The organism is Aeromonas sp. 75A, assembly GCF_051919425.1.
GTDB lineage: Bacteria > Pseudomonadota > Gammaproteobacteria > Enterobacterales > Aeromonadaceae > Aeromonas > Aeromonas veronii.
On the sequence record NZ_JBQBES010000002.1, the window covers coordinates 212981 to 234765 of the forward strand.

23 protein-coding genes are annotated in these 21785 nt (G+C 59.9%); 6 read left to right on the top strand and 17 right to left on the bottom strand.

Annotated features, from left to right (window positions below):
- Nucleotides 1–122 precede the first annotated feature (122 nt).
- From ACTG2T_RS00945 to ACTG2T_RS00995, 11 genes are all read right to left on the bottom strand, one after another.
- A complete protein-coding gene (locus tag ACTG2T_RS00945) occupies nt 123–1619 on the bottom strand; it encodes a C69 family dipeptidase (RefSeq protein ID WP_330124469.1) in 1497 nt (498 codons plus the stop codon).
- Between the two features lie 458 nt (nt 1620–2077).
- Nucleotides 2078–2713, bottom strand: coding sequence for a maleylacetoacetate isomerase (gene maiA / locus ACTG2T_RS00950; protein WP_005361400.1), 636 nt, complete (start codon nt 2711–2713; stop codon nt 2078–2080).
- A 139-nt stretch (nt 2714–2852) separates the two neighbouring features.
- A complete protein-coding gene (locus ACTG2T_RS00955) occupies nt 2853–3848 on the bottom strand; it encodes a fumarylacetoacetate hydrolase family protein (RefSeq protein ID WP_330124470.1) in 996 nt (331 codons plus the stop codon).
- A gap of 10 nt (nt 3849–3858) precedes the next feature.
- The gene (locus ACTG2T_RS00960) at nt 3859–5010 is read right to left on the bottom strand and encodes a homogentisate 1,2-dioxygenase (RefSeq protein ID WP_330124471.1); all 1152 of its coding nucleotides are present in this window, start codon (nt 5008–5010) and stop codon (nt 3859–3861) included.
- The gene (hppD, locus tag ACTG2T_RS00965) at nt 5003–6139 is read right to left on the bottom strand and encodes a 4-hydroxyphenylpyruvate dioxygenase (RefSeq protein ID WP_150389323.1); all 1137 of its coding nucleotides are present in this window, start codon (nt 6137–6139) and stop codon (nt 5003–5005) included. The genes ACTG2T_RS00960 and hppD overlap by 8 nt, the downstream gene beginning before the upstream one ends.
- A 224-nt stretch (nt 6140–6363) precedes the next feature.
- Complete coding sequence (locus ACTG2T_RS00970) at nt 6364–7047, bottom strand: HAD family hydrolase (protein WP_330124472.1); 684 nt, start codon at nt 7045–7047, stop codon at nt 6364–6366.
- A gap of 26 nt (nt 7048–7073) precedes the next feature.
- Nucleotides 7074–7733 (bottom strand): TIGR01621 family pseudouridine synthase, encoded by a 660-nt coding sequence (locus ACTG2T_RS00975; RefSeq protein ID WP_330124473.1) that lies wholly within the window; start codon nt 7731–7733, stop codon nt 7074–7076.
- A gap of 176 nt (nt 7734–7909) precedes the next feature.
- Entirely contained in the window at nt 7910–8602 is a 693-nt protein-coding gene (locus ACTG2T_RS00980) for an ABC transporter permease (RefSeq protein ID WP_005337302.1), read from the bottom strand.
- A 3-nt stretch (nt 8603–8605) separates the two neighbouring features.
- Nucleotides 8606–9346, bottom strand: coding sequence for an ABC transporter permease (locus ACTG2T_RS00985; protein ID WP_005352911.1), 741 nt, complete (start codon nt 9344–9346; stop codon nt 8606–8608).
- 215 nt (nt 9347–9561) lie between these two features.
- The gene (locus ACTG2T_RS00990) at nt 9562–10335 is read right to left on the bottom strand and encodes an ABC transporter substrate-binding protein (RefSeq protein WP_005337307.1); all 774 of its coding nucleotides are present in this window, start codon (nt 10333–10335) and stop codon (nt 9562–9564) included.
- A gap of 49 nt (nt 10336–10384) precedes the next feature.
- Nucleotides 10385–11155 carry an ABC transporter ATP-binding protein gene (locus ACTG2T_RS00995; RefSeq protein ID WP_005337310.1) on the bottom strand — a complete coding sequence of 257 codons (771 nt, stop codon included), beginning with the start codon at nt 11153–11155 and terminating at the stop codon, nt 10385–10387.
- A gap of 533 nt (nt 11156–11688) precedes the next feature.
- Here ACTG2T_RS00995 and ACTG2T_RS01000 point away from each other — a divergent pair.
- The gene (locus ACTG2T_RS01000; RefSeq protein WP_019445359.1) at nt 11689–12591 is read left to right on the top strand and encodes a lysine exporter LysO family protein; all 903 of its coding nucleotides are present in this window, start codon (nt 11689–11691) and stop codon (nt 12589–12591) included.
- Between the two features lie 103 nt (nt 12592–12694).
- On the opposite strand, the gene iadA is transcribed toward ACTG2T_RS01000, so the two are convergent.
- A complete protein-coding gene (gene iadA, locus ACTG2T_RS01005) occupies nt 12695–13825 on the bottom strand; it encodes a beta-aspartyl-peptidase (protein ID WP_330124474.1) in 1131 nt (376 codons plus the stop codon).
- Nucleotides 13826–13891: 66 nt separating this feature from the next.
- A complete protein-coding gene (locus ACTG2T_RS01010) occupies nt 13892–14671 on the bottom strand; it encodes an ABC transporter substrate-binding protein (protein ID WP_330124475.1) in 780 nt (259 codons plus the stop codon).
- Nucleotides 14672–15060: 389 nt separating this feature from the next.
- Between ACTG2T_RS01010 and ACTG2T_RS01015 the strand changes: the two genes are divergently transcribed.
- A complete protein-coding gene (locus ACTG2T_RS01015) occupies nt 15061–15669 on the top strand; it encodes an ACP phosphodiesterase (RefSeq protein ID WP_236317644.1) in 609 nt (202 codons plus the stop codon).
- 56 nt (nt 15670–15725) lie between these two features.
- Here ACTG2T_RS01015 and ACTG2T_RS01020 read toward each other — a convergent pair whose 3' ends face one another.
- Together ACTG2T_RS01020 and arsC are read right to left on the bottom strand one after the other, a co-directional pair.
- A complete protein-coding gene (locus ACTG2T_RS01020) occupies nt 15726–16109 on the bottom strand; it encodes a DUF2069 domain-containing protein (RefSeq protein WP_019445364.1) in 384 nt (127 codons plus the stop codon).
- On the bottom strand, nt 16106–16456 hold the full coding sequence (gene arsC, locus ACTG2T_RS01025; RefSeq protein WP_139444290.1) for an arsenate reductase (glutaredoxin): 351 nt from the start codon (nt 16454–16456) through the stop codon (nt 16106–16108). Before arsC ends, ACTG2T_RS01020 begins: the two co-directional genes overlap by 4 nt.
- Nucleotides 16457–16516: 60 nt before the next feature.
- Between arsC and ACTG2T_RS01030 the strand changes: the two genes are divergently transcribed.
- Entirely contained in the window at nt 16517–16999 is a 483-nt protein-coding gene (locus tag ACTG2T_RS01030; RefSeq protein ID WP_139444291.1) for a TlpA family protein disulfide reductase, read from the top strand.
- Nucleotides 17000–17089: 90 nt separating this feature from the next.
- Here the strand turns inward: ACTG2T_RS01030 and ACTG2T_RS01035 are convergent, their stop codons facing one another.
- Entirely contained in the window at nt 17090–18544 is a 1455-nt protein-coding gene (locus ACTG2T_RS01035) for a beta-barrel assembly-enhancing protease (RefSeq protein ID WP_005352930.1), read from the bottom strand.
- Between the two features lie 121 nt (nt 18545–18665).
- On the opposite strand from ACTG2T_RS01035, the gene ACTG2T_RS01040 reads away from it, so the two are divergent.
- Genes ACTG2T_RS01040 through ACTG2T_RS01050 form a run of 3 tightly spaced genes read left to right on the top strand, consistent with a single transcriptional unit; the run spans nt 18666 to nt 20837 of the window.
- Complete coding sequence (locus tag ACTG2T_RS01040) at nt 18666–18899, top strand: sulfurtransferase TusA family protein (RefSeq protein ID WP_100654019.1); 234 nt, start codon at nt 18666–18668, stop codon at nt 18897–18899.
- 25 nt (nt 18900–18924) lie between these two features.
- Complete coding sequence (locus tag ACTG2T_RS01045) at nt 18925–19995, top strand: AI-2E family transporter (protein WP_005352935.1); 1071 nt, start codon at nt 18925–18927, stop codon at nt 19993–19995.
- Nucleotides 19996–20030: 35 nt separating this feature from the next.
- Nucleotides 20031–20837 carry a MipA/OmpV family protein gene (locus ACTG2T_RS01050; RefSeq protein ID WP_103251540.1) on the top strand — a complete coding sequence of 269 codons (807 nt, stop codon included), beginning with the start codon at nt 20031–20033 and terminating at the stop codon, nt 20835–20837.
- Nucleotides 20838–20948: 111 nt separating this feature from the next.
- On the opposite strand, the gene ACTG2T_RS01055 is transcribed toward ACTG2T_RS01050, so the two are convergent.
- Complete coding sequence (locus ACTG2T_RS01055; RefSeq protein WP_330124476.1) at nt 20949–21749, bottom strand: alpha/beta fold hydrolase; 801 nt, start codon at nt 21747–21749, stop codon at nt 20949–20951.
- Nucleotides 21750–21785: the final 36 nt, after the last annotated feature.

Sequence of the window (21785 nt, forward strand, 5' to 3'; positions counted from 1 at the left end):
AAAAATGCCAGAGCACAGGCTCCGGCATCGATAGTGGGAAAGTGATCAGAGAAACCGATCTGCCCGGCGACCGCTCAGGCTGACCGACGATCCCCCTCGTTGGCATGATGAGTGCGTCGCGGTTAATCCTTCTTCGCCTTGTTGGCGAAGAAGATATCGGCCTGAATATCCTGGGTGCGCACCGTGAAGATCTGGTTGGTCAGATCCTCGGTCAGCGTTTCGGCCTCCTGCATCACCCGCAGATTGAAGTCGTTGAGCATGCTGTTGGCGGCGGCCTTGTCGGTTTTGACCGTTTTCAGATAGCTGGCTTCCATCTCTTTCTGCTCTTTGGCGATCTTCGCCTCCCAGCTCTGGTACGCCTGCTTCACCATGGGGGCCAATTTTGGGTAATCGGTCATCACCAAGGTCTGCAGCTTGCGATATTTCCAGTAGATGGAATCGCTGTCAGCCTTGTCGCTGCCCATGGCATAGTGGGCCGGATAGTCTTCCAGACCGCTGTAGTAGGGAACGAAGGCCGTCAAGTCCGCCATGCCTAGGCCCACATAGGTCACCTCCCCCACCTCGCGCGGCATCCAGGGGCGTACCTGCATCACGTGGGACTCGTAGGTGCGGAACACACTGACAGGGCGCCACGGCTCCTGACCGTTCAACCCCTTGCTGTAGGGATCGTGCTCGGTGCCGTCATAGTGATTGCGCAGCACCGCCTTGACCTCCTCCAGCGTCATCTTCTTCTCGGGGGAGAGGGTGACCGGGAACTGGCGACCGGCATCCACCGCCTGCTTGAGCGAGGGGTTGAATATCTGCTGGATAGTCCAGACTCGCGGATCGTTATAGGTGCGATCCCGCTCGTCATCGCGGGTATAGGCTTTCGAGAAGTTGAAAACCCCATCCTTTTGCGGATGGTAGAGCCCCTTCTCGGTAGCAAATTCGATCAGATTCTTCGATCCCATCATGTCGGCACTGGCTGGATCGTACTGCTGCAGGCGGCCCTGATTGCCGGTAGCGAAATAGTGATTTTTCGGCAGACGCTGCGCCATCCAGTGATGGCCGGTGGCAGTCTCCAGATACCAGAGCTCGTTATCATCCACCACGGCGACACCAAATCCCTCTCCCGCGCCTATGGTCTCGATGATGTTGCCAAGCAACGAGATCGCCTCGTGGGCCGATGTGGACCGGGAGAGCAACACATCGGGAATGTCATCCTCGGTGATCCCCTTATCTTCCACATAGGGGTCAAAGGCGAGCGCTTCGGGTGAGGCAAAAATGGACTCGGTGCCGCTCACCCCGACTCCCTTCTCGTTGAACCCGGTGGCGCCGTGCAGCTGGGTCTTCCAGTTCGGTACCGTGGTATAGCGCAGGGAGTTTTTCGGCAAGGGATAGCTGAAATCATTGGCGCCGTTGTGGGCCTTGGAGCTGTGCATACCACTCTGCCCCTGCTTGGCCGGATGGATCACAAAATACTGGGCTTTCAGGGCATCGCTGTCGGCGCTGCGGGCCACCATCATGGAGCCATCGGCGCTGGCTTCACTGCCGACCAGCAAGGTGGTACAGGCGAACGCCGACGAGAAGAGAGCAAGGTTGATGGAGAGTGCGACGACGCACTTTTTGAAGGAATGCATGAGATCTCCTTGTTGCACAGAGTGGTTGCAAATAAGCGGTGGCGCGCCAGTCAACCTGCCGCTGTCACAAGGGATCTGCGCGGTGACACGGGCCGGACAGTGCGGGCCATCAAACCGTAAACACGAAAAAGAGCAGTGCGGATAAACCGTGGAAACCAGGGAGGTAGCCAAGGCCCCCTGATAGGCGACCTGTGCGCATTTCTGCTTTCCGCTGTTCCGCTGGCGTGGCGATACTAGGCCCAATCAACTGACTTGAGTGTGACTGGCAGCCCAAAACACCGACAATAAAGACTCAATCGATGCAAAATATTGATAAGTGTGACAAGTGCAGGATCCTTGGCGACATTCAGCCGTCAACACGAGGCACGCAAGGCGCATACAGAAGGGAAATAAAGAGATGAGGAGATATAACGCGCGAGATAGCGTGCTGACGCCATCCCGCGATTCAAGTCAGTAGGTCACTGCGCATCCGGCTGGTTGGCAGGGGCCGCCTTGATAAAGGCTTGCAACTGTTCGCAGTTAGCGACGATGCGGCGGATGGTGGGGTAATCGTCCAGGGTCATGTCGTAGCGGCGGGCGTTGTAGACCTGAGGCACCAGCATGCAGTCGGCCAGGGTCACTTCGTTGCCAACACAGTAGACACCGGCGGTAGTCATCAACAGCTGTTCGAGGGCGGTGAAGGTCTCGTCAATCCAGTGGCGATACCAGCGGGCCTCCTGCTCGTTGTTGGCCCTGAAGTGCTCTTCCAGATAGTTGAGCACCCGCAGATTGTTGAGCGGGTGAATATCGCAGGCGATCATGTTGACGATCTGGCGCACTCGGGCCCGCGCGTCGGGGGAAGAGGGCATCAGAGAATAGGCGGGATAGGTCTCGTCAAGGTACTCCATGATGGCGACCGACTGACCGATCTGCACATCGCCATCCACCAGAAACGGCACCAGCCCTTGCGGGTTGATCCGGCGATAGGCCTTCTCGCTCTGCTCGCCTTGCCGCAAATTGATGGGATGCTGCTCGTAGGCGAGCCCCTTGAGCTGCAACACGATCCGCACTCGAAAACTTGCCGACGAACGCCAATAGCCAAACAACTGCAACATAATCTGTCCCTGCATCTTATCTGGGCCCGAAGCCCGGCAGGTGCTCACCACCTGCCTCCTTGTGTATCCGGCACCGGTTGAGGGCTCGTCGTGATCCGGACATATCCCGAATAGGTTTGCCGCCAACCGGCGCTGGCCATCAACCTCCCTGACCGCTCGCTGGCACCACCTGTTGAGAGATGGTGCCAAACAGGTTTTGGCCAGAGCGATCCTCCATCGCGATCGACACTCTATCACCAAACTGCAAATAGGGGGTTATAGCTTGATCACAATCAAGAATTTCCAGCATGCGGCGCTCGGCGATGCAGGATGAACCGGCGCTGCGATCGTAGTTGGAGACGGTGCCCGAGCCAATGATGCAGCCCGCACCGAGCGGTCTGGTCTTGGCGGCGTGGGCAATCAGCTCGAAGAAGTTGAAGGTCATATCCATCCCGGCATCCGGTGCACCAAACAGAGCGCCATTCAGATGGGTACGCAGGGGCAGCAGCACCTTGCCATCGCGCCAGTCATCGCCGAGCTCGTCCGGAGTGATGGCCACCGGCGAGAAGGCGCTGGACGGTTTGGACTGGAAGAAACCAAAGCCCTTGGTGAGCTCCCCCGGGATCAGGTTGCGCAGGCTCACATCGTTAACCAGCATCAGCAGCTTGACGTGACTGGCGGCCCCCTGCGAGCTCACCCCCATCGGCACGTCGTCGGTGATGATGGCTACCTCCGACTCGAAATCGATCCCCCACTCCTCCGATCCCATGACAATCGGCCCACGGGGGGCGAGGAAGCTGTCGGAGCCCCCCTGATACATCAGCGGATCGTGCCAGAAGCTCTCCGGCATCTCGGCACCGCGTGCCTTGCGCACCAGCTCCACATGGTTGACGTAGGCGCTGCCATCGGCCCACTGATAGGCGCGCGGCAACGGAGAGAGGCAAGACGCTTCGTCAAAGGGGAACGCCTCGGCCGCACGGCCCTCGTTAAGCTGCTGATAGACAGCCTCCAGCCTGGGGGCAACCTCGGCCCACTCATCGAGGGCGGCCTGCAAAGTCGGGGCAATCTCGCTCACCCGCACCGCCCAGGCCAGATCCCGGCTCACTACCACCAAAGCGCCATCGCGCTTGCCATTGTTCAATGTTGCCAATTTCATAAGCGATTCCTTATTTGCCGGCAGCCGCGTCCGGGCGCTGCCAGCTGGATACATACCGGGTGTTCTCGATCCCTTCGCACAGACTGCCGACGTTCAGCGCATCGCGGGTGTCTAGCATGACCGCTACCTCGTCGGTGAACTTCTTGGCATAGGCCTGCCCCGCAGCAAACGCCTTGGGATGGGGGCCATGGGTGAAACCGGCAGGGTGGAAGGTAACCATGCCCCGCTCGATGTTGTCCCGGCTAAAGAAATCCCCTGCGTGGTAGAAGAGCACCTCGTCGTAGTCGTCATTGCTGTGGTAGAAGGGCACCTTGAGGGCGCCGGGGTCACTCTCGATAGGGCGCGGCACGAAGGTGCAAATCACGAAGCGGCTCGCCACAAAGGTGGAGTGAGCCGACGGCGGCAGATGGTAGCGATGGCTCATCAGCGGGCGGATATCCCGCCAGTTGAGGCGCACCACGCACAAGTCCCCGTGCCACCCTTGCGCATCCAGCGGGTTGAAGGGCCAGGTGATAACCGACACCTGATCGTGACGCTTCACCTGCAGCGACCAGGGATTCTCATCCTGCTGGGCCAAAAAGCGCTCGTTGATGGCGGGCACATCGAGCGCCGCCGGGTCGAAGATGGCGTGATTGCCCACCAGCCCCTTGTCCGGCAGCTGATAGCTGTCGTTGGTCGCCTCGATCATCAGGATGAACAGGGGCGCCGTCGGCTCGATGCGCCACATGGTGCCACGGGGGATCACCACGTAGTCGCCATCGCGAAGAGTCAGATGGCCGTAATCGCAGAAGAACTCACCGCCCCCCTCGTGGATAAAGAGCAGCTCGTCGCCGTCGGCATTGCGCACCAGAAACGGCATGGGTTCGGATAGCCGCCAGAACCGGTAGCGGCAGTGGGGGTTGCTGAGAATGTCGGGGGCCACCCAGGGTGAGAGCGAACTCACCTCCTCTTGCAGAGCATTGAGGTCAAACAGCCGTGGCCGCAGCGGCCCTTCCCAACTGCTCCAGTCGGTGGGGGCATGCTTGTGGTGCATATGAGTGGCGGGGCCGAAAAAGCCGCTGCGCCCCAGCTCGCGCTCATAGATGGCCTGCTCCGGCAGGTCGGCATGGGCCTGCCGGGAGTGGGTCCCCTCCCGATGGGGGAAGTTAATCCAGTTACGCATCGCTCGCTCCCTCTTTGCGGGCACCCTTCTCATCCTCGCCGCCATCCAGCACGCCGCGGCGGATCTGGTCCAGCTCGATCGATTCAAACAGAGCCTTGAAATTGCCCTCGCCAAACCCTTCGTTACCCTTGCGCTGGATGATCTCGAAGAATACCGGGCCTATCACGGTATCGGTGAAGATCTGCAGCAAGATGCCATCCTTGGTGGGGGAGCCGTCGATGAGGATGCGCAGCTCTTTGAGGGCCGCCAGATCCTCCTGATGCCCCTCGACCCGGCTGTTCACCTTCTCGTAGTAGGTATCGGGCGTCGGCATAAAGCCGGTACCGCGGCTGCGCAGGGTGCGGATGGTCTGGTAGATATCGCTGGAGGCCATGGCGATGTGCTGAATCCCCTCCCCCTTGTACTGGCGCAGGTACTCCTCGATCTGCGACTTGTCATCCGCCGACTCGTTGATGGGGATGCGGATCTTGCCGCAGGGGGCTGTCATGGCGCGTGAATGCAGCCCGGTCAGCTTGCCCTCGATATCGAAGTAGCGAATTTCACGGAAGTTGCCGATCCGCTCGTAGAAATTGGACCAGACATCCATATTGCCGCGATGGACGTTGTGGGTCAGGTGATCGATTTCGATGAGACCAGCATCTACCTCTGCCATCCGGGACTGCCAGTCGGGGTAGAAGACAAAATCCACGTCATAGATGGAGCCCTTGTCGCCATAACGGTCGACAAAGGAGAGCGTGCTCTCGCCGATACCGTAGATGGCGGGAATATTGAGCTCCATCGGGCCAATCTTGCCGACAAAGGGCTTGGCCCCCTTGGCGATGGCGAACTGCTGGGCTTTGCCCGCATCGCTCACCCGAAATGCCATGCCGCAAACGCTCGGCCCGTGCAGGCTGGCAAACTGCTCCGCCTGGGAGTGAGGCTCAGCATTGACCACGAAGTTGATATCCCCCTGCCGGTAGAGCCAGCACTGCTTGTGTTTGTGCTTGGCGACCTCGGCAAACCCGAGCGAAACGAACAGGCTCTTGAGGGCGGCAATCCCCTTGGCATCGGGGGCTGTGTACTCGACAAACTCGAAACCGTCTGTGCCTAACGGATTGATGGTATGGGTGGCGGAAGAGGTGGCATTCATCGGGCGCTCCTTGCTCTTGATTCGGTTAAAACGGATTGCGGCACCCAGCGGCGCGGCAAGTGTTAACAACTTGTTTCATTAGAAGCAGGGCGTAGCAGGAAGAGAAGAGGCGGGTTGCAGATAGTTTTTCGCGGCTGGCAGCAAAAGATGTAAATGAATTGTGACATTCAAGCCACAGCCTTGCGGATCAAACGGTGACGACCCGCAGGACTGTCAGCTTTGCATTACAGTTGCCAGTTTTTGACCAGCAGATGGGGCAAGCAGGCCCGGGCTTTTTGCAGTCGCGTGGGCGTTGGATTGATCAGCCACGCCTCTTTCCCCAACCCCAGCAGTGGCAAATCGTGCAGGCTGTCGCTCAAGGCCAATTCGGCATCGAGGGCACAGATCTCCGGCAACAGCTTGTGCTGGCCGTGGCAATAGAAGCACGGCATCAGGCCGCCAAAACGGTAGTGCATCTGCGAGCCAATGATCCGGTTAGGCAACTGGCCGGGCAGTTGTTGATGAAGCTGGGCTCGCACCAGCGCGCAGGGACTGGCGGAGATCACCCAGCAGCGCGCCCCCTCGTTTTGCAGCAATTCGCGAGCCTGACGATACAGCCCCGGCCTGGTGCGGCAATAGGCACGCACCAGCTTGCGCCAGCCCAAAGGGGAAAGCCCCAACGTGATGGCCCACCAGATAAGGGAGATACCGCGCCGCCGCTGGCTGGGTAGCAGCTGACTTGGCAACAAATAGACCAAACCACCGAGCGCAATCACTGGCAACAGCAGCAGCGGCCAGATCCGGCGGCGCAGGATATAGCGCAGCAGACCGGCGTGGCTGTCGCCTGGAGCCAATGTGTCGTCAAAGTCGGCCAGGATCCAGCGCGGTGCACGTCCGTCAGGATCACGCTCTTTCGCTGAATGGATCATGGTGTCAGGTGCTGTGCGCATAAGCATCAGGGCGCAAGGGCTGTAATGGCTGCCGTGAGCTCGGGGGTAACAAATTCACTCCCCACATCGGGCGGGCAGACAAAGTCGAACGACTCGCCCGCCAGCGTAAAACTCAGTCGCCAGGCATGCAGATAGCCACGATCGGCTGACGTACCACCATAGCGCTCATCCCCGAGAATGGGGGCGCCGATGCTTTTGAGGGCAACCCGGATCTGGTGGGTTTTGCCGGTCTGGGGCTTGATGCGATAGAGCCGCAGCCCCTCGCGCACCGACACCGAATCAAACCAGCTGATGGCGGGATTATCCAGCGTGCGCGCCAGCATCCAGCTGCCGCCGCGCCCCTTTTGCATATCCCCCTTCACCCAACCCTGCTTCTTCTTGGGTTTGCGATCGGAGAGCGCCAGATACTGTTTGCTCACCTCACGGGCCGCAAAGGCCATGCTCAGCTCGCGATTCGCCTCTGTGGTGCGAGCCAGCAACACCAGCCCGGAGGTCATCTTGTCGAGCCGGTGTACCGGATAGAGAGTGAGCCCGGTATCGGCCTTCACGCGATTGACCAGCCCAGAATTGACCGACTCACCGTCGCCCTTCTCGTCGTGCATGCCGATGCCGGGCTGCTTGTCGATAACCAGGAAAGCGGGATGCTCAAACAATATCCGGTACATAAAACCTCGGGAACTGGGGGATAAAGCATGCAGCCAACGACTGGCGGCGCTCGGGAGTGCTGCATTCTCCCTGCTCATCCGCCATTTGGCAAACCAGGCGGGCAGAGGATGAAGATAAAAAATGGCCCCGCCTGCAACAGGCGGAGCCATTTTCGCTCATCTTGGCAGCTCACCCCTTACACATTGCGCGGGCGCAGGTGAGCGTGCCAGCGCGCTTCCCACTTCTTGAACAGCCAGACGATGACAAAGGTGAGCAGCATATAGAGCAACCCTGCGGTCAAAAAAGCCTCGAACGGACTGTAGTAGCGAGAGTTGATGATCCGCGCCGCGCCGGTCAGATCGACGATGGTGATGATGCCCGCCACCGCCGAGCCCTGCAGCATGAAAATCACCTCGTTGCTGTAAGCCGGCAGTGCCCGACGAAACGAGTTGGGCAAAATGATCCGGGTCAGGGTCTGCCAGCGGGTCATGCCAAAGGCGTTGGCTGCCTCAATCTGGCCACGCGGCATGTTGTGTACCGCCCCGCGCACGATCTCTGCGGTATAGGCGGCAGTATTGAGGGTGAAGGCCAGCAGGGCGCAGAACCAGGCTTCGGAGAAGAGCGACCAGGCGGCACTGTTCTTCAGCCACTCCCACTGTGCGGCGCCGTAGTAGATGATAAAGAGCTGCACCAGCAGCGGGGTACCGCGAAAGAAGTAGATATAGGCCCAGATCGGCCCCTTGATCAGCCAGTTGCGGCTGTTGCGCAGGATGCCCATGGGCACAGCCAGCATCAGGCCGAGGATCAGAGAGAGGGCCACCAACCAGACGGTGGTATAGAGCCCCTCCCAGTAGGTGGGCCACTCTTTGAGAATGATTGAGAAATCCATGGCTTACCTCGTCTTGATGGCATAGTGACGCTCGGCCCACTTGAGCGCCGAGGTGGAGACAGCGGTGAAGATCAGGAAGATCAACGCCACCGCCATGTAGAAGGTGAAGGGTTGCTGGGTCGAGCCCGCCGCCAGCGAGGCTTTGCGCACCATGTCATCAAGGCCGATGATGGAGACCAGCGCGGTGGTTTTCAGCAGCACCAGCCAGTTGTTGCCAAACCCGGGCAGAGCGTGGCGCATCATCTGGGGGAAGAGGATCCGCACAAACACCTGGGTTGCCCGCATGCCAAAGGCCCGTGCTGCCTCCAGCTCCCCTTTGTCCACCGCCAGAATGGCGCCGCGAAAGGTCTCGGTCATGTAGGCGCCGAAGATAAAACCGATGGTCGCGACACCGGCCACAAAGGGGCTGATGTCGATATAGTCCGGCAGCAGGGAGACCCACTCCTGATTGGGATTACTCTCCAGTAACCAGCTGTTGTAAGTCTCGTTGACCCAGGTGCAGATGCCGTTGATCAGCACCTGGCCGCCAAAGAAGAGCAGCATCATCAGCACCAGATCGGGGATGCCGCGAATGATGGTGGTGTAGCCGGTGGCGATGGCCCTGGCCCACTTGTAGGGAGAGAGTTTGGCCAGCGCCCCCAGCATCCCCAGCAGCAACGCCAGCAGCAGGGAGGCCAGCGCCACTTCCAGGGTGACCCAGGCGCCCTCCAGCAGCGAGGCTTCGTATCCTTTCAAATCAAACATATGCAGCTCCATTGCAACTTATCGAGTGGGCTGATGCCTCTGAACAACAAGAGAACCCACATCCTTAACACGGTCAGATGCAGCTCCATTGCAATTAATAGGGCCCATCGCTCCACACGGAGAGAACGGGCCCGATGACGACTGACGAGGTGAGCCGGTCGGCCTGTTATTCGCTATCTATGTGGCGAATGACTCACCGAACACGGCTCCGGTTTTTACTCGCCGTAAACGTCGAACTCGAAGTACTTGTCGTTGATTTCCTTGTACTTGCCGTTGGCACGCAGCGCCAGAATGGCGGCGTTGAATTTCTCTTTCAGATCCTTGTCAGCCTTGCGCACTGCAATACCTGCACCCTCGCCAAACCACTTGGGATCGGTCAGTTTCGGGCCGACGAATTCGAAGGCATCACCGCCCTCTTTCTTCAGCAGACCGTCGGTGATGGCGGCAGAGTCGGCCAGCACATAGTCCACACGACCGGATTTCAGATCGAGATAGGCTTCATCGGCCGTGCCGTAACGCTTGATGGTGGCGTTGGGGAAGTTGTCGGTAATAAAGGTATCCATGGAGGTCGCACGCTGCACCGCGACGGACTTGCCTTCCATAAAGGCTTTGTCGAGCTGCACGTCAGTGCCCTTCTTGGCGGCAAAGCGGGCCGGAATGTGCTGGTACTTCTGGGTGAAGTCCACCTTCTTCTTGCGCTCTTCTGTGATGTCCATGGTAGCGATGATGGCGTCAAACTTGCGCGACAGCAGCGCCGGAATAATGCCGTCCCAGTCCTGCTTGACTAGGGTACACTTCACTTTCATCTCTTCGCACAGGGCGTTGGCGATGTCGATATCAAAACCTTTCACCTCGCCACTGGGCTCGGTCCAGGAGAAGGGGGGATAGGCACCCTCAACCCCGATCCGGACCTCTTTCCACTCCTTGGCCATCAGGCTACCGGACGCGAGGGCAGTAACTACGGCTGTCGCCAGCATCAGCTTGTTCATGTATCTCTCCTTGATAAAACAGTTGATTGGGTAACCAGGCATCCCGCCATCAGTAGATGGAGGAGATGAATTGCTTGAACCGCTCGGATTTGGGATGGGCGAAAATCTCCTTGGGGTTGCCCTCCTCTTCCACCCGCCCCTGATGCAGAAACATCACCTTGTTCGATACATCCCGGGCAAACGACATCTCGTGGGTCACCACCAGCATGGTGCGCCCCTCTTCGGCCAGCTCGCGCATCAGGCCGAGCACCTCCCCCACCAGCTCGGGATCCAGCGCCGAGGTGGGTTCGTCAAACAGCATCACCTCGGGCTCTACCGCCAGCGCACGGGCGATGGCGGCCCGCTGCTGCTGACCACCGGAGAGGTGGCCGGGATAGTAGTCACGCCGCTCCCAGAGTCCAACCCGGTTGAGCAGTTGCTCTGCCTTGGCCAGTGCTTCGGCGCGAGGCACCTTGAGCACCTGGATCGGCACTTCGATGATGTTCTGCATGATGGTCATGTGTGACCAGAGATTGAAACTTTGAAACACCATGGCCAGCCGGCTGCGGATCCGCTCAACCTGACGCATATCCTCGGGCAACCGCTCGCCGGCGCGGCTGGTTTTCATCCGGATCAGCTCGCCATGGAGCGAGACGGTGCCGGATGAGGGGGTTTCGAGCAGATTGATACAGCGAAGAAAGGTCGACTTCCCCGAGCCGGAGGAGCCGATAAGGGAGATCACATCCCCCTTGTGGGCGGTCATGTCGATGCCCTTGAGCACTTCGTGGGTGCCAAAATATTTGTGCAGATCACGTACTTCCAGTGCGGCAACGTCGCTCATCCATTACAACCTTGTCTGTCCCTAGACGCCGCAGGGGGCGTGACTCAACCATCGTCCATTTAACAAAAAGTTAACCGATGGCAACCTTCAGCGAAAATATCACCCGGATAGTGAAAAAACAATACAGAACGAGGGTCTTCAGGGGATTCGCTCTATTTTTATTCGCTCTTTGCGTATTTTTCAGCACTTTATTTGCATAAACAGCCGTTTCAATGGCTATTCCGATAACGCCTTTTTATACCCCAATCATATCAGTGGCAAGAGAAAAGCGTGATGTGTGCCAAACCGGCACCAAAATGGCTTTATGCACCCCCTTGCCGAGCGAAATATCGGCCCCCCGATTGGATCAACTTGATTTCATTGGTGCACTCGGGCTCGCACAGAACCTTATCAAACAGAGAGGTTGTGGCAAAAAAGTAACAATCTGTCCCCAAAAGGGCTGTTTTCGACCATGAAAGCGATAGATATGTGACACAGAGCCAATAAGTAATGATAAGGTGGTATTTTTATCAGTTTTTGTGATCGAGGCCTCGATGCTGCTCAATGTGTTGCTGATCTTGTTGCCACTGGCAATCGGCTATCTGATTCCCCTCTCCTCTGCACGGCTGATCAAGCTGGTCAACCAGAGTCTGGGCAAGATGGTCTACCTCATTCTGTTTCTGATGGGGCTCGGGCTTGCCTATGTGGAGAACCTGGGCAGCAATCTGGCGGTGATCTTCAAGGTCGCCGGGGTGATGCTGACCGCGATCACGGTCTGCAACCTGCTGGCCCTCTGGTGGCTCGACAAGCGCACACCGCCGACCCATGAGGCGAGCGATGCCAAGATGCCGGGCAAGTTGCACCTGCTGTGGGAATCCCTGCAGCTCTGCTTTGTGGTGCTCGGCGGTGTGCTGCTGGGTCTACTGGTAGATCTGCGCGCCCTGCCCATCGACAAGTGGAGCGAGTGGGCCCTGATGCTGCTGCTGTTTCTCATCGGGGTGCAGATGCGCAACTCCGGCATGCGGCTGCGCCAGATCCTGCTCAACCCCTGGGGGATGAAGATAGCCGCCACCGTCATCCTCAGCAGCTGGCTGGGCAGCCTGCTGGCGGCCCAATTGCTGGGGATGCCCTTTGCCCATGGTCTGGCGATGAGCTCGAGCTTCGGCTGGTATTCGCTCTCCGGCATTCTGGTGGCCGACAAACTGGGGCCGGTGCTCGGTTCTGCTGCCTTTATCAACGATCTTGGGCGCGAGCTTATCGCTATTCTGATCATCCCGGTCCTGATGCGACGCCACCCCTCGGCGGCCATCGGTTACGGCGGTGCCACGGCGCTGGACTTCACCCTGCCGGTCATCCAGAAATCAGGGGGCATTCAGGTGGTGCCGGTGGCCATTGTCTCCGGCTTTATCCTGAGCCTGCTCGGCCCCATCCTGATCCTCGGGTTTCTGGCGCTCTAAGCCTGATTCCCACATTGCAGATAAAAAAGCCCGACCTTGTTGTCGGGCTTTTGCTGTTTGGAGCAACCACGCACTCGCACTGGCTGCGATATTGCCCGCAGCCTTATTCGCGCCACTGGCCGCCACTCATCACCCGTTCGATAGCAAACGTCCGGTCGTGCACCAGCAGCAGATCCGCATCCTGCCCGACCCCGATACGCCCCTTGCTACCAAGCCCCAGCGCCTGCGCCGGATTGCTCGTCACCACGGCCAACGCCCTCTCCAGCGAGACACCGAGCCGTGTCGCGCGCACGCACTGCTGCCACAGGCTGGAAATCTGGCCGCAGCGCATCTCGATTAGCCGCCCTTCGCCATCAAAGCGCGGCAGGCTGGCGTTGGCATCCGAGCTGAAGGTGATGCGATCGGCAGGCACATTGGCGGCCAGCAGCTCGAGAAACGCATCGGCGGCAAGCCGCTCGCCATCCTCCAGCAGATCGGGAAAGCTCGAGGTGGTGAGGTCGACCCAACCTCCCGCCTTGCCCCACTCGATGGCCTCGGCAAAGAGCCAGGGGTTGCGGTTGCAGTGAGTCGGATAGAGCTGGCGCAGCGGAATGTCGGTCTTATCGCGCTGGGCCCGCAGGGGGGCCAATGCCCCCTTGCCATCCCCGACATGGAAGAAGCTGACCCCGCTCTTGCCCGCAAGCAGCCCGGCTACTCGCGCCTCGCTGGCAAGCCTGGCCAGCTCATCGTGGGTCGGCGCACTGGATCTGTGGTCACTGATGGCCACCTCCCCCACCCCCAATACCTCGGGGATCAGGATGATGTCCGACTCCACCGTGCCGGTCAGGGTCTTGACCGGCAGATGGTAAGAGCCGCTATACATAAACGCGCTCACCCCGGCGGCGCGAAACTCGCGCACCTTGCCGAGCACCTGCGCGGGAGTGCGGGTCAGGCTGTCGGTGCCAAGCGCCGCCACCAGGGTAGTGACACCGGCCCTGAGCGCCTCGCTCGCCGCCAGCTCAGGGGTGCGAAAGGCAAAGCCACCTTCACCGCCGCCGCCGGTGATATGGGCCAGCGGATCTACCAACCCGGGCACCAGATAGTGGCCACGACCATCGACCCTGTGCAGCGGCCAGTTTTCAGGCACAGTCAGCCCCTGGCCCATCCAGGCAATGCGGCCATCGGCCACCAGCAGATCCTGCTGGCCAAGGTGGGAGGGGCTGAAGATCTCGGTTCCCTCGATCAGGGTCAACATGGCGATCCTCCTTGCACGATTGTCGCTTGCCCAATGAAAAGAGAGGGAGCAAGCTCCCTCCCCCCGTCAACCACCATATATATCGTACTTGAAGTACTTCTGGTTGATCTGCAGATAGGTGCCGTTGGCACGCAGGGCCTTGATCGCCTCGTCCAGCTTGCCCTTGAGCTCCTTATCGCTCTTGCGCACGGCGATCCCCATACCATCACCAAACCACTGGCGCTCGGTCAGGGCGGGCCCCACATAGTCGAACTTGTCGCCCCCCTCTTTGCCAAGCAGTCCCTGCTCGATGGCAGAGGCATCGGCCAGCAGGGCCAGCACCCGGCCCGCCTTCAGATCGAGGTAGGCCTCATCGGCATTGCCATAGCGGACTATGGTGACATTCGAGCCAAAATTGTCGGTCAGGTACTTGTCGTGGGTGGTGGCACGCTGCACTCCGATGCGCTTGCCCGCCATGCCTTCCGGGGTCAGCGTCAGCTCGGTCCCCTTGGCCGCCACAAAGCGATTGGGAATATGGGCATATTTCTCGGTGAAATCGACCTTCTGGCGCCGCTCGTCGGTGATCGACATGGCGGCGATGATGGCGTCGTATTTGCGCGACAGCAGGGCCGGGATCATGCCGTCCCAATCCTGCGCCACCAGCTCGCACTTGACCGCCATCTGCTTACAAAGGGCGTTGGCGAGATCGATATCAAACCCCTTGATCTCGCCCGACGCATCGGTCCAGGAGAAGGGCGGGTAGGCCCCCTCCACCCCGAAACGCACGGTTTTCCACTCCTTGGCCATGGCGGGGGTGGCCAGCAGGCTGGCAACAAACAGGGCTGAGAGGGTCAGTCTGATCTTCATCTTGAGTACTCCATTACATAAAAAGCGCACAGGCGCGGACAAGGCACCGCAGGCAAATGCATGCGATGACCAAAAGCGGCAAAATCTGGATGAGCGAGATCACGCCCGAGCGGGCGTCAGTGAACTGCTCCAGGGGTTCGATCTATTCGTCGAACCACTCGGAGAGATAGAAAGGCTTGAAGTAGAAGGCCAGAAAAAAGCCTCTGGCTTTGCGCATCATGGTGGTTTGTCGCGTCCTGTGACAAAGATAGCATCACCTTAGCACGCCCGAATTTTGCCCGGCAATAGGCAGCCACAGGGCAGTAGCAAAATCCCGATCATGGTCAAGGCGAGCGGGATCCGTTAGGCTCGAAGCACCTTGCCATCCCATAACAGACCCACAGCGACCGATGAATTTTCTGGCCCATCTCCATCTGGCTGCCCACACCCGAAGCTCTCTCACCGGCAATCTGCTCGGCGATTTCGTCAAAGGCACGCTGCCCACGGGGCTTGCCGCCCACTTCGATGAGGGGATCTGGCTACACCGCAAAATTGACGCTTTCACCGACAGCCACCCCGAGCACAAGGCGGCCGTCGCCTGTTTCGAGGCCCCCTGGCGCCGCTTTGGCGGCATAGTGGTTGATATGATCTACGACCACTGGCTGAGCCTGCACTGGGGACTGTTCAGCACCGAGCCCCTGCCCCGCTTCCTGCAACGCAGTTATGACCAGCTATTGGCGGATCACACACGCCTGCCGGATGGACTGCCGCTTCCCCTCAAGCGGATGGCCGAGCAGAACTGGATCGCCTCCTACCGCCACAAGGAGGGGCTGGGGCAAGCGCTGAATGGCATCGGCCGCCGACTGCGCCGCCCGGTACCACTGGGAGAGGCGCTGCTGACCCTCGATGAGTCGCAGTGGCAAACATGCGAGGCGGGGTTTCTGCGTTTCTATCCCGCGCTGATGGACTTTAGCCTGCAGCAACTGGCCCAATATCGGGCAGCCCAAGGGGCACAGTGATCCCTCTGGATAGCGCTGCTTCCCCATAAAAAACGCCCCTTGCGGGGCGTTTGTCATCAGTTGGCTTCGTCTTTCTTTTTGCGAATGCTTAAGCCAAGTTCGCGACCACGCAGTCGGGCGTAATAGATGGTGCCGACAAAGGCGAGAGTGGTGAAGACCAGCTCCACCACAGCCAGCCACCGCTCCCCCTCATCCGTGGTGATCAGGGTGAGGGCGTGGAGGAAATAGGGCATCAACACGAAGTTGCCCCAGGCGTGGGTGTAGGGGTTGCCCTGCACTATCCCCTTGAGAGGGAAGAGCAGCGGCACCGTCCAGATCACCGGCAGCAGCCAGGGGTTGAGGTCCGGATGGGGCGACAGCCACAGATGCCAGAGGATGACCCAGCCCAGCAGACCAAAGAAGCCGACCAGAGTCAGCAGACGGGCAAAGCGGGTGCTCACTTGAGGATCTCCAGCACCTGCTCCGGCGGGCGACCAATGCGGGCCTGACCATTCTTGATGACAATGGGGCGCTCGATCAGCTTGGGATGCTGGTGCATGGCACGAATAAGGGCGTCGCCGTTCACTTCGCTGAGGCCCAGCTCCTTGTAGAGATCCTCCTTGGTGCGCATCAGCTGGCGGGGATCGTTAAAACCGAGCAGAGAGAGCAGGTTGCGGATCTCATCTTCGCTCGGAGCCTGCTCCAGATAGAGCACCACATCAGGGGCGATCCCGTGCTGTTCCAGCAGAGCCAGGGTTTCGCGACTCTTGGAGCAGCGCGGATTGTGGTAGATTTGGGTCTCGCTCATGGTAACTCCCTGATTAATCGCAAGATGGGACTAGAAACGGCGCTATTGTAGGGGAAAGTGATGGTCAGGGTAAGCGGCAGTGGAAAGGAATTGAAACGAATTTGTTGGCTGATTGTGGCGGGCCTGCTGGGCGCCTGCACACCCGCCCCCGAATTTACCGATGCCACAGGGCAGTCGGTCAGCCTGCGCCACTTTGCCGGCAAGCCGATCCTAGTCAACTACTTCGCCCCCTGGTGCGCCCCCTGCCTGCGCGAGATGCCGCGCCTCAACAGGCTGGCAGCGGAGGGCCAGATCACAGTGGTGGCCATCAACTACGACCCGACCACGCCAGCAGAGCTGGACAAACTGGCTGCGCAGTACCACATCAAGGCGCCCCTCCTTATTGCCAATGAAGATGCCAGGCTCCCCTTCCCTCGCCCAAGCGGCCTGCCCACCAGCTACCTGCTCGATAGCGAGGGCAAGCTCAAGCAGACGCTGGTCGGCGAGCTCGACCAGCAGCAGATCGAGATGCTCAAGGCGACCGCCAGCGGCATGAGTCACTAGCCCATCGCTGCTATCACCGTCCCTCACATCAACGCCACCGCCATAAACAACAAGGGCGCACCATAGTGCGCCCTTGTTTGATAGGTTTCGTTAGCCCTTGAGGCTGTCGAGATCCTTCTTGGCCCGCTCCAGCTCGGTGATGCGCGCCTCCAGACGAGCCAGGGTCATCCGATCGCTGGTGGTACCGCGTGCCACGATCAGCTCGTCGATGGCCGCCTGATAATCCCCGCGCAGTGCGAGCATCTCGGCCCGCGCCATATGCAGCTCGGTCATTCTGCCCGCCTTGCGATAGGCATCGGCCAACAGGTTCCAGGCCAGATTGTTCTCCTCATGCGCACGGGCATAGGGGTCGAGGATGGCGATGGACTTCTTGTAGTTGCCGCTCTCGAGGTAGGCGTTGCCGAGGTTGACCACCACCACTTCGTTATCCGGCATCCGGCTGCGGAACTTCTCGAGGCGCGCGATGGCCTGAGCACTGCGCCCCTTGGCCAGATCGATGTCGGTCTGGGCATCGACGATAAAGAGATCTTCCGGATGACGGGCCGCCAGCTCCTGCATCAGGGTATCCGCCTCGTCGGTGCGCTTGAGCTGGATCAGCGCCAGCGCCTTGCCATAGATGGCGGCATCCTTGAGCGGGTAATCCCCCTTCTGGATCCGGCTATCGAAGTAGCTCAGCAGCCCCTGCGGGGTATCGGTACCAAAACGCACCTGAATCCGCACCTTTGCCAGCCAGAAGTCGAGGCTGGGCGGCAAGTCGCGGCGGCCATAGCTGCCTGCACGGGCGCGTGCCTCGCTGATCCGGGTCTCCGGCAGCGGGTGAGTGAGCAGCATCTCCGGCGGCTTGCTGGCGTAACGGTACTCGGCGGCCAGTTTCTGGAAGAAGTTGGCCATCCCCATGGGGTCGAAACCGGCATCATAGAGGGTCTTCATGCCGATGCGATCCGCTTCATATTCGTTGTCGCGGGTGTAGTTGATGGCCGACTGCATGGAGAGGCCCAGCGTGGTTTGCAGCGCGGCGATACCGGCAGTCGGGTTGATCACCGCCAGTGCGATGGATCCCACCAGACCGGCCAGGGTCACCGCCGAGCTGCTCGCCTGCGCCTCCATATAACGGGCGATGTGGCGCTGGGTCACGTGGGTGATTTCGTGGGCCAGTACCGAGGCCAGCTCGCTCTCGCTGTCGGCGTAGAGGAAGAGGCCTGTGTGTACCTTGACTCGCCCGCCGAGGAAGGCGGCCGCGTTGATGGTGGGGTCATTAATGAGGAAGAAGGTAAACGGGAAACGCACCCCATCGGCGTTGGTCAGCAATCGCTGACCCAGATCGTCAATATACTGGCTCAGCACCGGATCATCGATGATCGGCAGACCCGCACGGGCAAAGCGCATAAAAGCGTTGCCGTAACGCACTTCCTGCTCGATGGGCAGGGCAGCAACCCCGGCCGTGCCGATGTCGGGAAGCTGATTGTTGGCCTCGGCATGAAACGTGGCGCCCATCAGGGAAGCCAGCAGGGGAAGCGATGCCATCAGGGGGGAAAAACGTGCCACGTTATCTCTATCTCCATCAGAAAGGGCCTCGGCAGAATACCCTTGCCCATCAAGGGCTACAAGCGTTGTTTCATGCTCTTATCACGGCCATAATAGCGGCCACCTGCCTGATGGAGCCCCCATGGAAATTCTCGACCTGACCCCCTGGCGTTGCCCCGAGCCGCTGATCCGGCTCAAGCTCTGGTTAAGGGGGGCCAAAAGCGGTCAAACCGTCACCATCCGGCTGGCCGATGCGGGCTCACGGCAGGATATTCCGGCCTATCTGCACCGTCAGGGCCACCATGTCGAGGTGCAGCAAGAAGCGGACAAAACCCTCTCTTTGCAGTTGGTTGTCGGGGCGAAACAACCATCTTGAGCCCCAGTGATGTAAGGATACCGTCATGTTAGAAGTATTGAAGCGCTGGTATCAGACCCGTTTTTCCGATCCCGATGCCGTTACCCTTTTTCTGTTGCTGGTGTTCTGCTTCACCATCATCTGGCTGTTTGGCGATCTGCTGGCCCCCCTGCTGGTGGCGCTGGTAATGGCCTATCTGCTGGAGTGGCCGGTCGCCCGGCTGCAAAAAGCGGGGCTGTCGCGCACCCTGGCCACCAGCGTCATTCTGATCCTCTTTATTGCGGTAGCAGTCGCCTCCTTGCTGGGTCTTATCCCGACGCTGGTCAGTCAGGGGATCAATCTGGCCAAAGAGGCGCCGGCCATGCTGACCCACGCTCAGGATTATGTGCGCACCCTGCCGGACAAATACCCCGAGCTCATCGACGTCAGTCTGGTGGAGACCGTCATCGACAATATTCGCCAGCGCATCCTCAGTGGCGGCGAGCATCTGGTAAGCGCCTCCCTCAGTTCGCTGGTCAACGTGGTCGCCATCATGATCTACCTCATTCTGGTACCGCTGATGGTCTTCTTTATGCTCAAAGACAAGCGGGTACTGATGGGCAGCCTGCGCCGCTTCCTGCCGCGCAACCGCACCCTTGTCAACCGGGTGTGGGTGGAGATGAACAACCAGATCATCAACTACATCCGCGGCAAGGTGATCGAGATCCTCATCGTCGGCATCGCTACCTATGTTCCCTTCGCCCTGATGGGGCTGCGCTACTCGGTGCTGCTGGCGGTCGCGGTCGGCTTCTCGGTGCTGATCCCTTATATCGGCGCCGCCGTGGTGACCGTACCGGTCGCCATGGTCGCCCTGTTCCAGTGGGGGCTCACCCCCGAGTTCGCCTGGCTGATGGTGGCCTATCTGGTCATTCAGGCTCTCGATGGCAACCTGCTGGTACCTGTGCTTTTCTCGGAAGCGGTCAACCTCCATCCGGTGGCCATCATCATCGCCGTGCTGGTCTTCGGCGGCTTGTGGGGATTCTGGGGAGTCTTCTTCGCCATTCCCCTCGCCACCCTGGTCAAGGCGGTGATCAATGCCTGGCCAAAACGTGAAGAGATGCCCAGTGCCGCAAAATAACCTGCTTCCCCTGCAATCGTGACAACGGAGTGTCCATGACCTTTTTTCGTCAAATCAGAGCGGCAGGGCTGACGGCCCTGCTCCTCGCTGCCGCTATGCCAGCGCGTGCCGATATCGATCTTGGCGCCATGGATCTGCTCACCAGCGACAGCCCTACCAGCCCGGTGCCACAGGGCTTTGTCGCCGGTGCGGCGCTCATCGGGGGACAGGCCCGTTATGAAGCGCAGGACAACGCCCTCTACGCCATCCCCGGCTTTATCTACTTCGGCGACCAATTCATGTTTCTGGGGGATCGGGCCCGCTACTACTTCCACAAGGATGAGAACGTGGCCCTCTACGGCTATGGCCGGGTCCGTTTTGGCAATCTGGATCCCGAGGACTCTCCGGCCTTTACTGGCATGGAGCAGCGAAAATGGCAGCTGGAAGGCGGGATCGGTGGCAACATCATCACCCCCTATGCCCTGCTGACCGTGCGTGCCAACAGCGATGTCACCGGCCGCAGCAAGGGACAGGAGCTGCTGCTGTGGGCCGACTTCCCCATCCTGCGCGACAACCTGCTGATCATGCCGGGGATGGGGCTGATGCTGCGCAGCGACAAGATGGCCAACTACTACTTCGGCGGCATCTCCGAGAGCGAGGCGACTGCCCAGCGGCCCGCTTGGGATACCGGTACCACCCTATCCCCGATGGCGGCCCTCATCACCAGTTACCGCTTCAGCCCCAACTGGATTGGCATGTTTGCCATGAACTACGAATGGTATGATCGGGACATCAAAAACAGCCCCATCGTCCAGCACGATGGCGAGCTCTATGCGGGTTTTGCGCTGGGCTATATCTGGTAACAGTTATGAGTCTTGAACCGTGAGACACGACCAAACAAAAGGGAGCCCTCGGCTCCCTTTTTCACGACCATCAGGCTGGTAGTACAGCCTACTCAGGCGTCCAATTCAGGCTTACAGCGCCGCCAGAAACTCGGTCAGCTGCTGATTGACGAAGGCCGGATTTTCCAGCGACGAGATGTGGCCAGCCATCGGGATCTCCCTGAACGGGCAACCCAGCACCTCGGCCATCAGATAGCCCTCCAGCACCGGACGGGCCTTGTCCTCGCAGCCGGTCATCACCAGCGCGGGAGTGGTGATCTCCTCCAGCCACTCGATACGATCTTCGCGGGTCACAAAGCTGCGGCCCACCGCCACCATGGCGGCAATCTTCTCGTTTGGCCAGGCGGCCAGACGCGCCTTGAAACCACTCATCAGCGCCTCATCAGGCTGGCTGGCAAAGAAGATCGGCGCCACCTGTTCGATGATGGGCGCCGGCACGGTGCCGAGCTGCTCGATCATCGCCAGCATGCCGAGGTAGCGCTCGCAGGTGATCTGCGGTTCCAGGCCGACAAAACTGTCCATCAGCACCAGCCCCTTGAGGCGGTTTGGCACCATGCGCGCCAGCTCAACACCCCACATGCCGCCGATGGAGAGGCCCACCAGTACGAACTCGTCAACCCCGAGGGCATCGAGCAGCGCCAGGTGATCCCGCGCCAGAGTCGCCAAGGTGCAGCCACCTTCTGGGAGCTGGTCGGAATCGCCGTGGCCCCACAGCTCGGGAACGATGCAGCGATAGCTGCCCTTGAGCGCCTCGATTTGCAGCGCCCACATGGCGCTGTCCCACAGATAACTGTGGCCAAACAGCAGTACCGGCCCTTGCCCTTCGTCCAGATAGGCCATCCGACGGCCCGCTATCTCCATAAAATGCTTCATGTTATCTCCTGTTGCCAGCGATGGGGGGCGGCAGTG

What these genes read in the sequence shown, in the direction of transcription:
- ACTG2T_RS01045 (WP_005352935.1), top strand. Translation starts at nt 18,925, where the DNA reads ATGTTAGAAGTATTGAAGCGCTGGTATCAGACCCGTTTTTCCGATCCC.
- ACTG2T_RS00995 (WP_005337310.1), bottom strand. Translation starts at nt 11,155, where the DNA reads ATGAGCGACGTTGCCGCACTGGAAGTACGTGATCTGCACAAATATTTT.
- ACTG2T_RS00985 (WP_005352911.1), bottom strand. Translation starts at nt 9,346, where the DNA reads ATGTTTGATTTGAAAGGATACGAAGCCTCGCTGCTGGAGGGCGCCTGG.
- maiA (WP_005361400.1), bottom strand. Translation starts at nt 2,713, where the DNA reads ATGTTGCAGTTGTTTGGCTATTGGCGTTCGTCGGCAAGTTTTCGAGTG.
- ACTG2T_RS01015 (WP_236317644.1), top strand. Translation starts at nt 15,061, where the DNA reads ATGAATTTTCTGGCCCATCTCCATCTGGCTGCCCACACCCGAAGCTCT.
- ACTG2T_RS01030 (WP_139444291.1), top strand. Translation starts at nt 16,517, where the DNA reads ATGGTCAGGGTAAGCGGCAGTGGAAAGGAATTGAAACGAATTTGTTGG.
- ACTG2T_RS00955 (WP_330124470.1), bottom strand. Translation starts at nt 3,848, where the DNA reads ATGAAATTGGCAACATTGAACAATGGCAAGCGCGATGGCGCTTTGGTG.
- arsC (WP_139444290.1), bottom strand. Translation starts at nt 16,456, where the DNA reads ATGAGCGAGACCCAAATCTACCACAATCCGCGCTGCTCCAAGAGTCGC.
- ACTG2T_RS01010 (WP_330124475.1), bottom strand. Translation starts at nt 14,671, where the DNA reads ATGAAGATCAGACTGACCCTCTCAGCCCTGTTTGTTGCCAGCCTGCTG.
- ACTG2T_RS00980 (WP_005337302.1), bottom strand. Translation starts at nt 8,602, where the DNA reads ATGGATTTCTCAATCATTCTCAAAGAGTGGCCCACCTACTGGGAGGGG.
- ACTG2T_RS01050 (WP_103251540.1), top strand. Translation starts at nt 20,031, where the DNA reads ATGACCTTTTTTCGTCAAATCAGAGCGGCAGGGCTGACGGCCCTGCTC.
- ACTG2T_RS01040 (WP_100654019.1), top strand. Translation starts at nt 18,666, where the DNA reads ATGGAAATTCTCGACCTGACCCCCTGGCGTTGCCCCGAGCCGCTGATC.
- ACTG2T_RS00960 (WP_330124471.1), bottom strand. Translation starts at nt 5,010, where the DNA reads ATGCGTAACTGGATTAACTTCCCCCATCGGGAGGGGACCCACTCCCGG.
- ACTG2T_RS00990 (WP_005337307.1), bottom strand. Translation starts at nt 10,335, where the DNA reads ATGAACAAGCTGATGCTGGCGACAGCCGTAGTTACTGCCCTCGCGTCC.
- ACTG2T_RS00970 (WP_330124472.1), bottom strand. Translation starts at nt 7,047, where the DNA reads ATGATCCATTCAGCGAAAGAGCGTGATCCTGACGGACGTGCACCGCGC.
- hppD (WP_150389323.1), bottom strand. Translation starts at nt 6,139, where the DNA reads ATGAATGCCACCTCTTCCGCCACCCATACCATCAATCCGTTAGGCACA.
- ACTG2T_RS01000 (WP_019445359.1), top strand. Translation starts at nt 11,689, where the DNA reads ATGCTGCTCAATGTGTTGCTGATCTTGTTGCCACTGGCAATCGGCTAT.
- ACTG2T_RS00945 (WP_330124469.1), bottom strand. Translation starts at nt 1,619, where the DNA reads ATGCATTCCTTCAAAAAGTGCGTCGTCGCACTCTCCATCAACCTTGCT.
- ACTG2T_RS00975 (WP_330124473.1), bottom strand. Translation starts at nt 7,733, where the DNA reads ATGTACCGGATATTGTTTGAGCATCCCGCTTTCCTGGTTATCGACAAG.
- ACTG2T_RS01055 (WP_330124476.1), bottom strand. Translation starts at nt 21,749, where the DNA reads ATGAAGCATTTTATGGAGATAGCGGGCCGTCGGATGGCCTATCTGGAC.
- iadA (WP_330124474.1), bottom strand. Translation starts at nt 13,825, where the DNA reads ATGTTGACCCTGATCGAGGGAACCGAGATCTTCAGCCCCTCCCACCTT.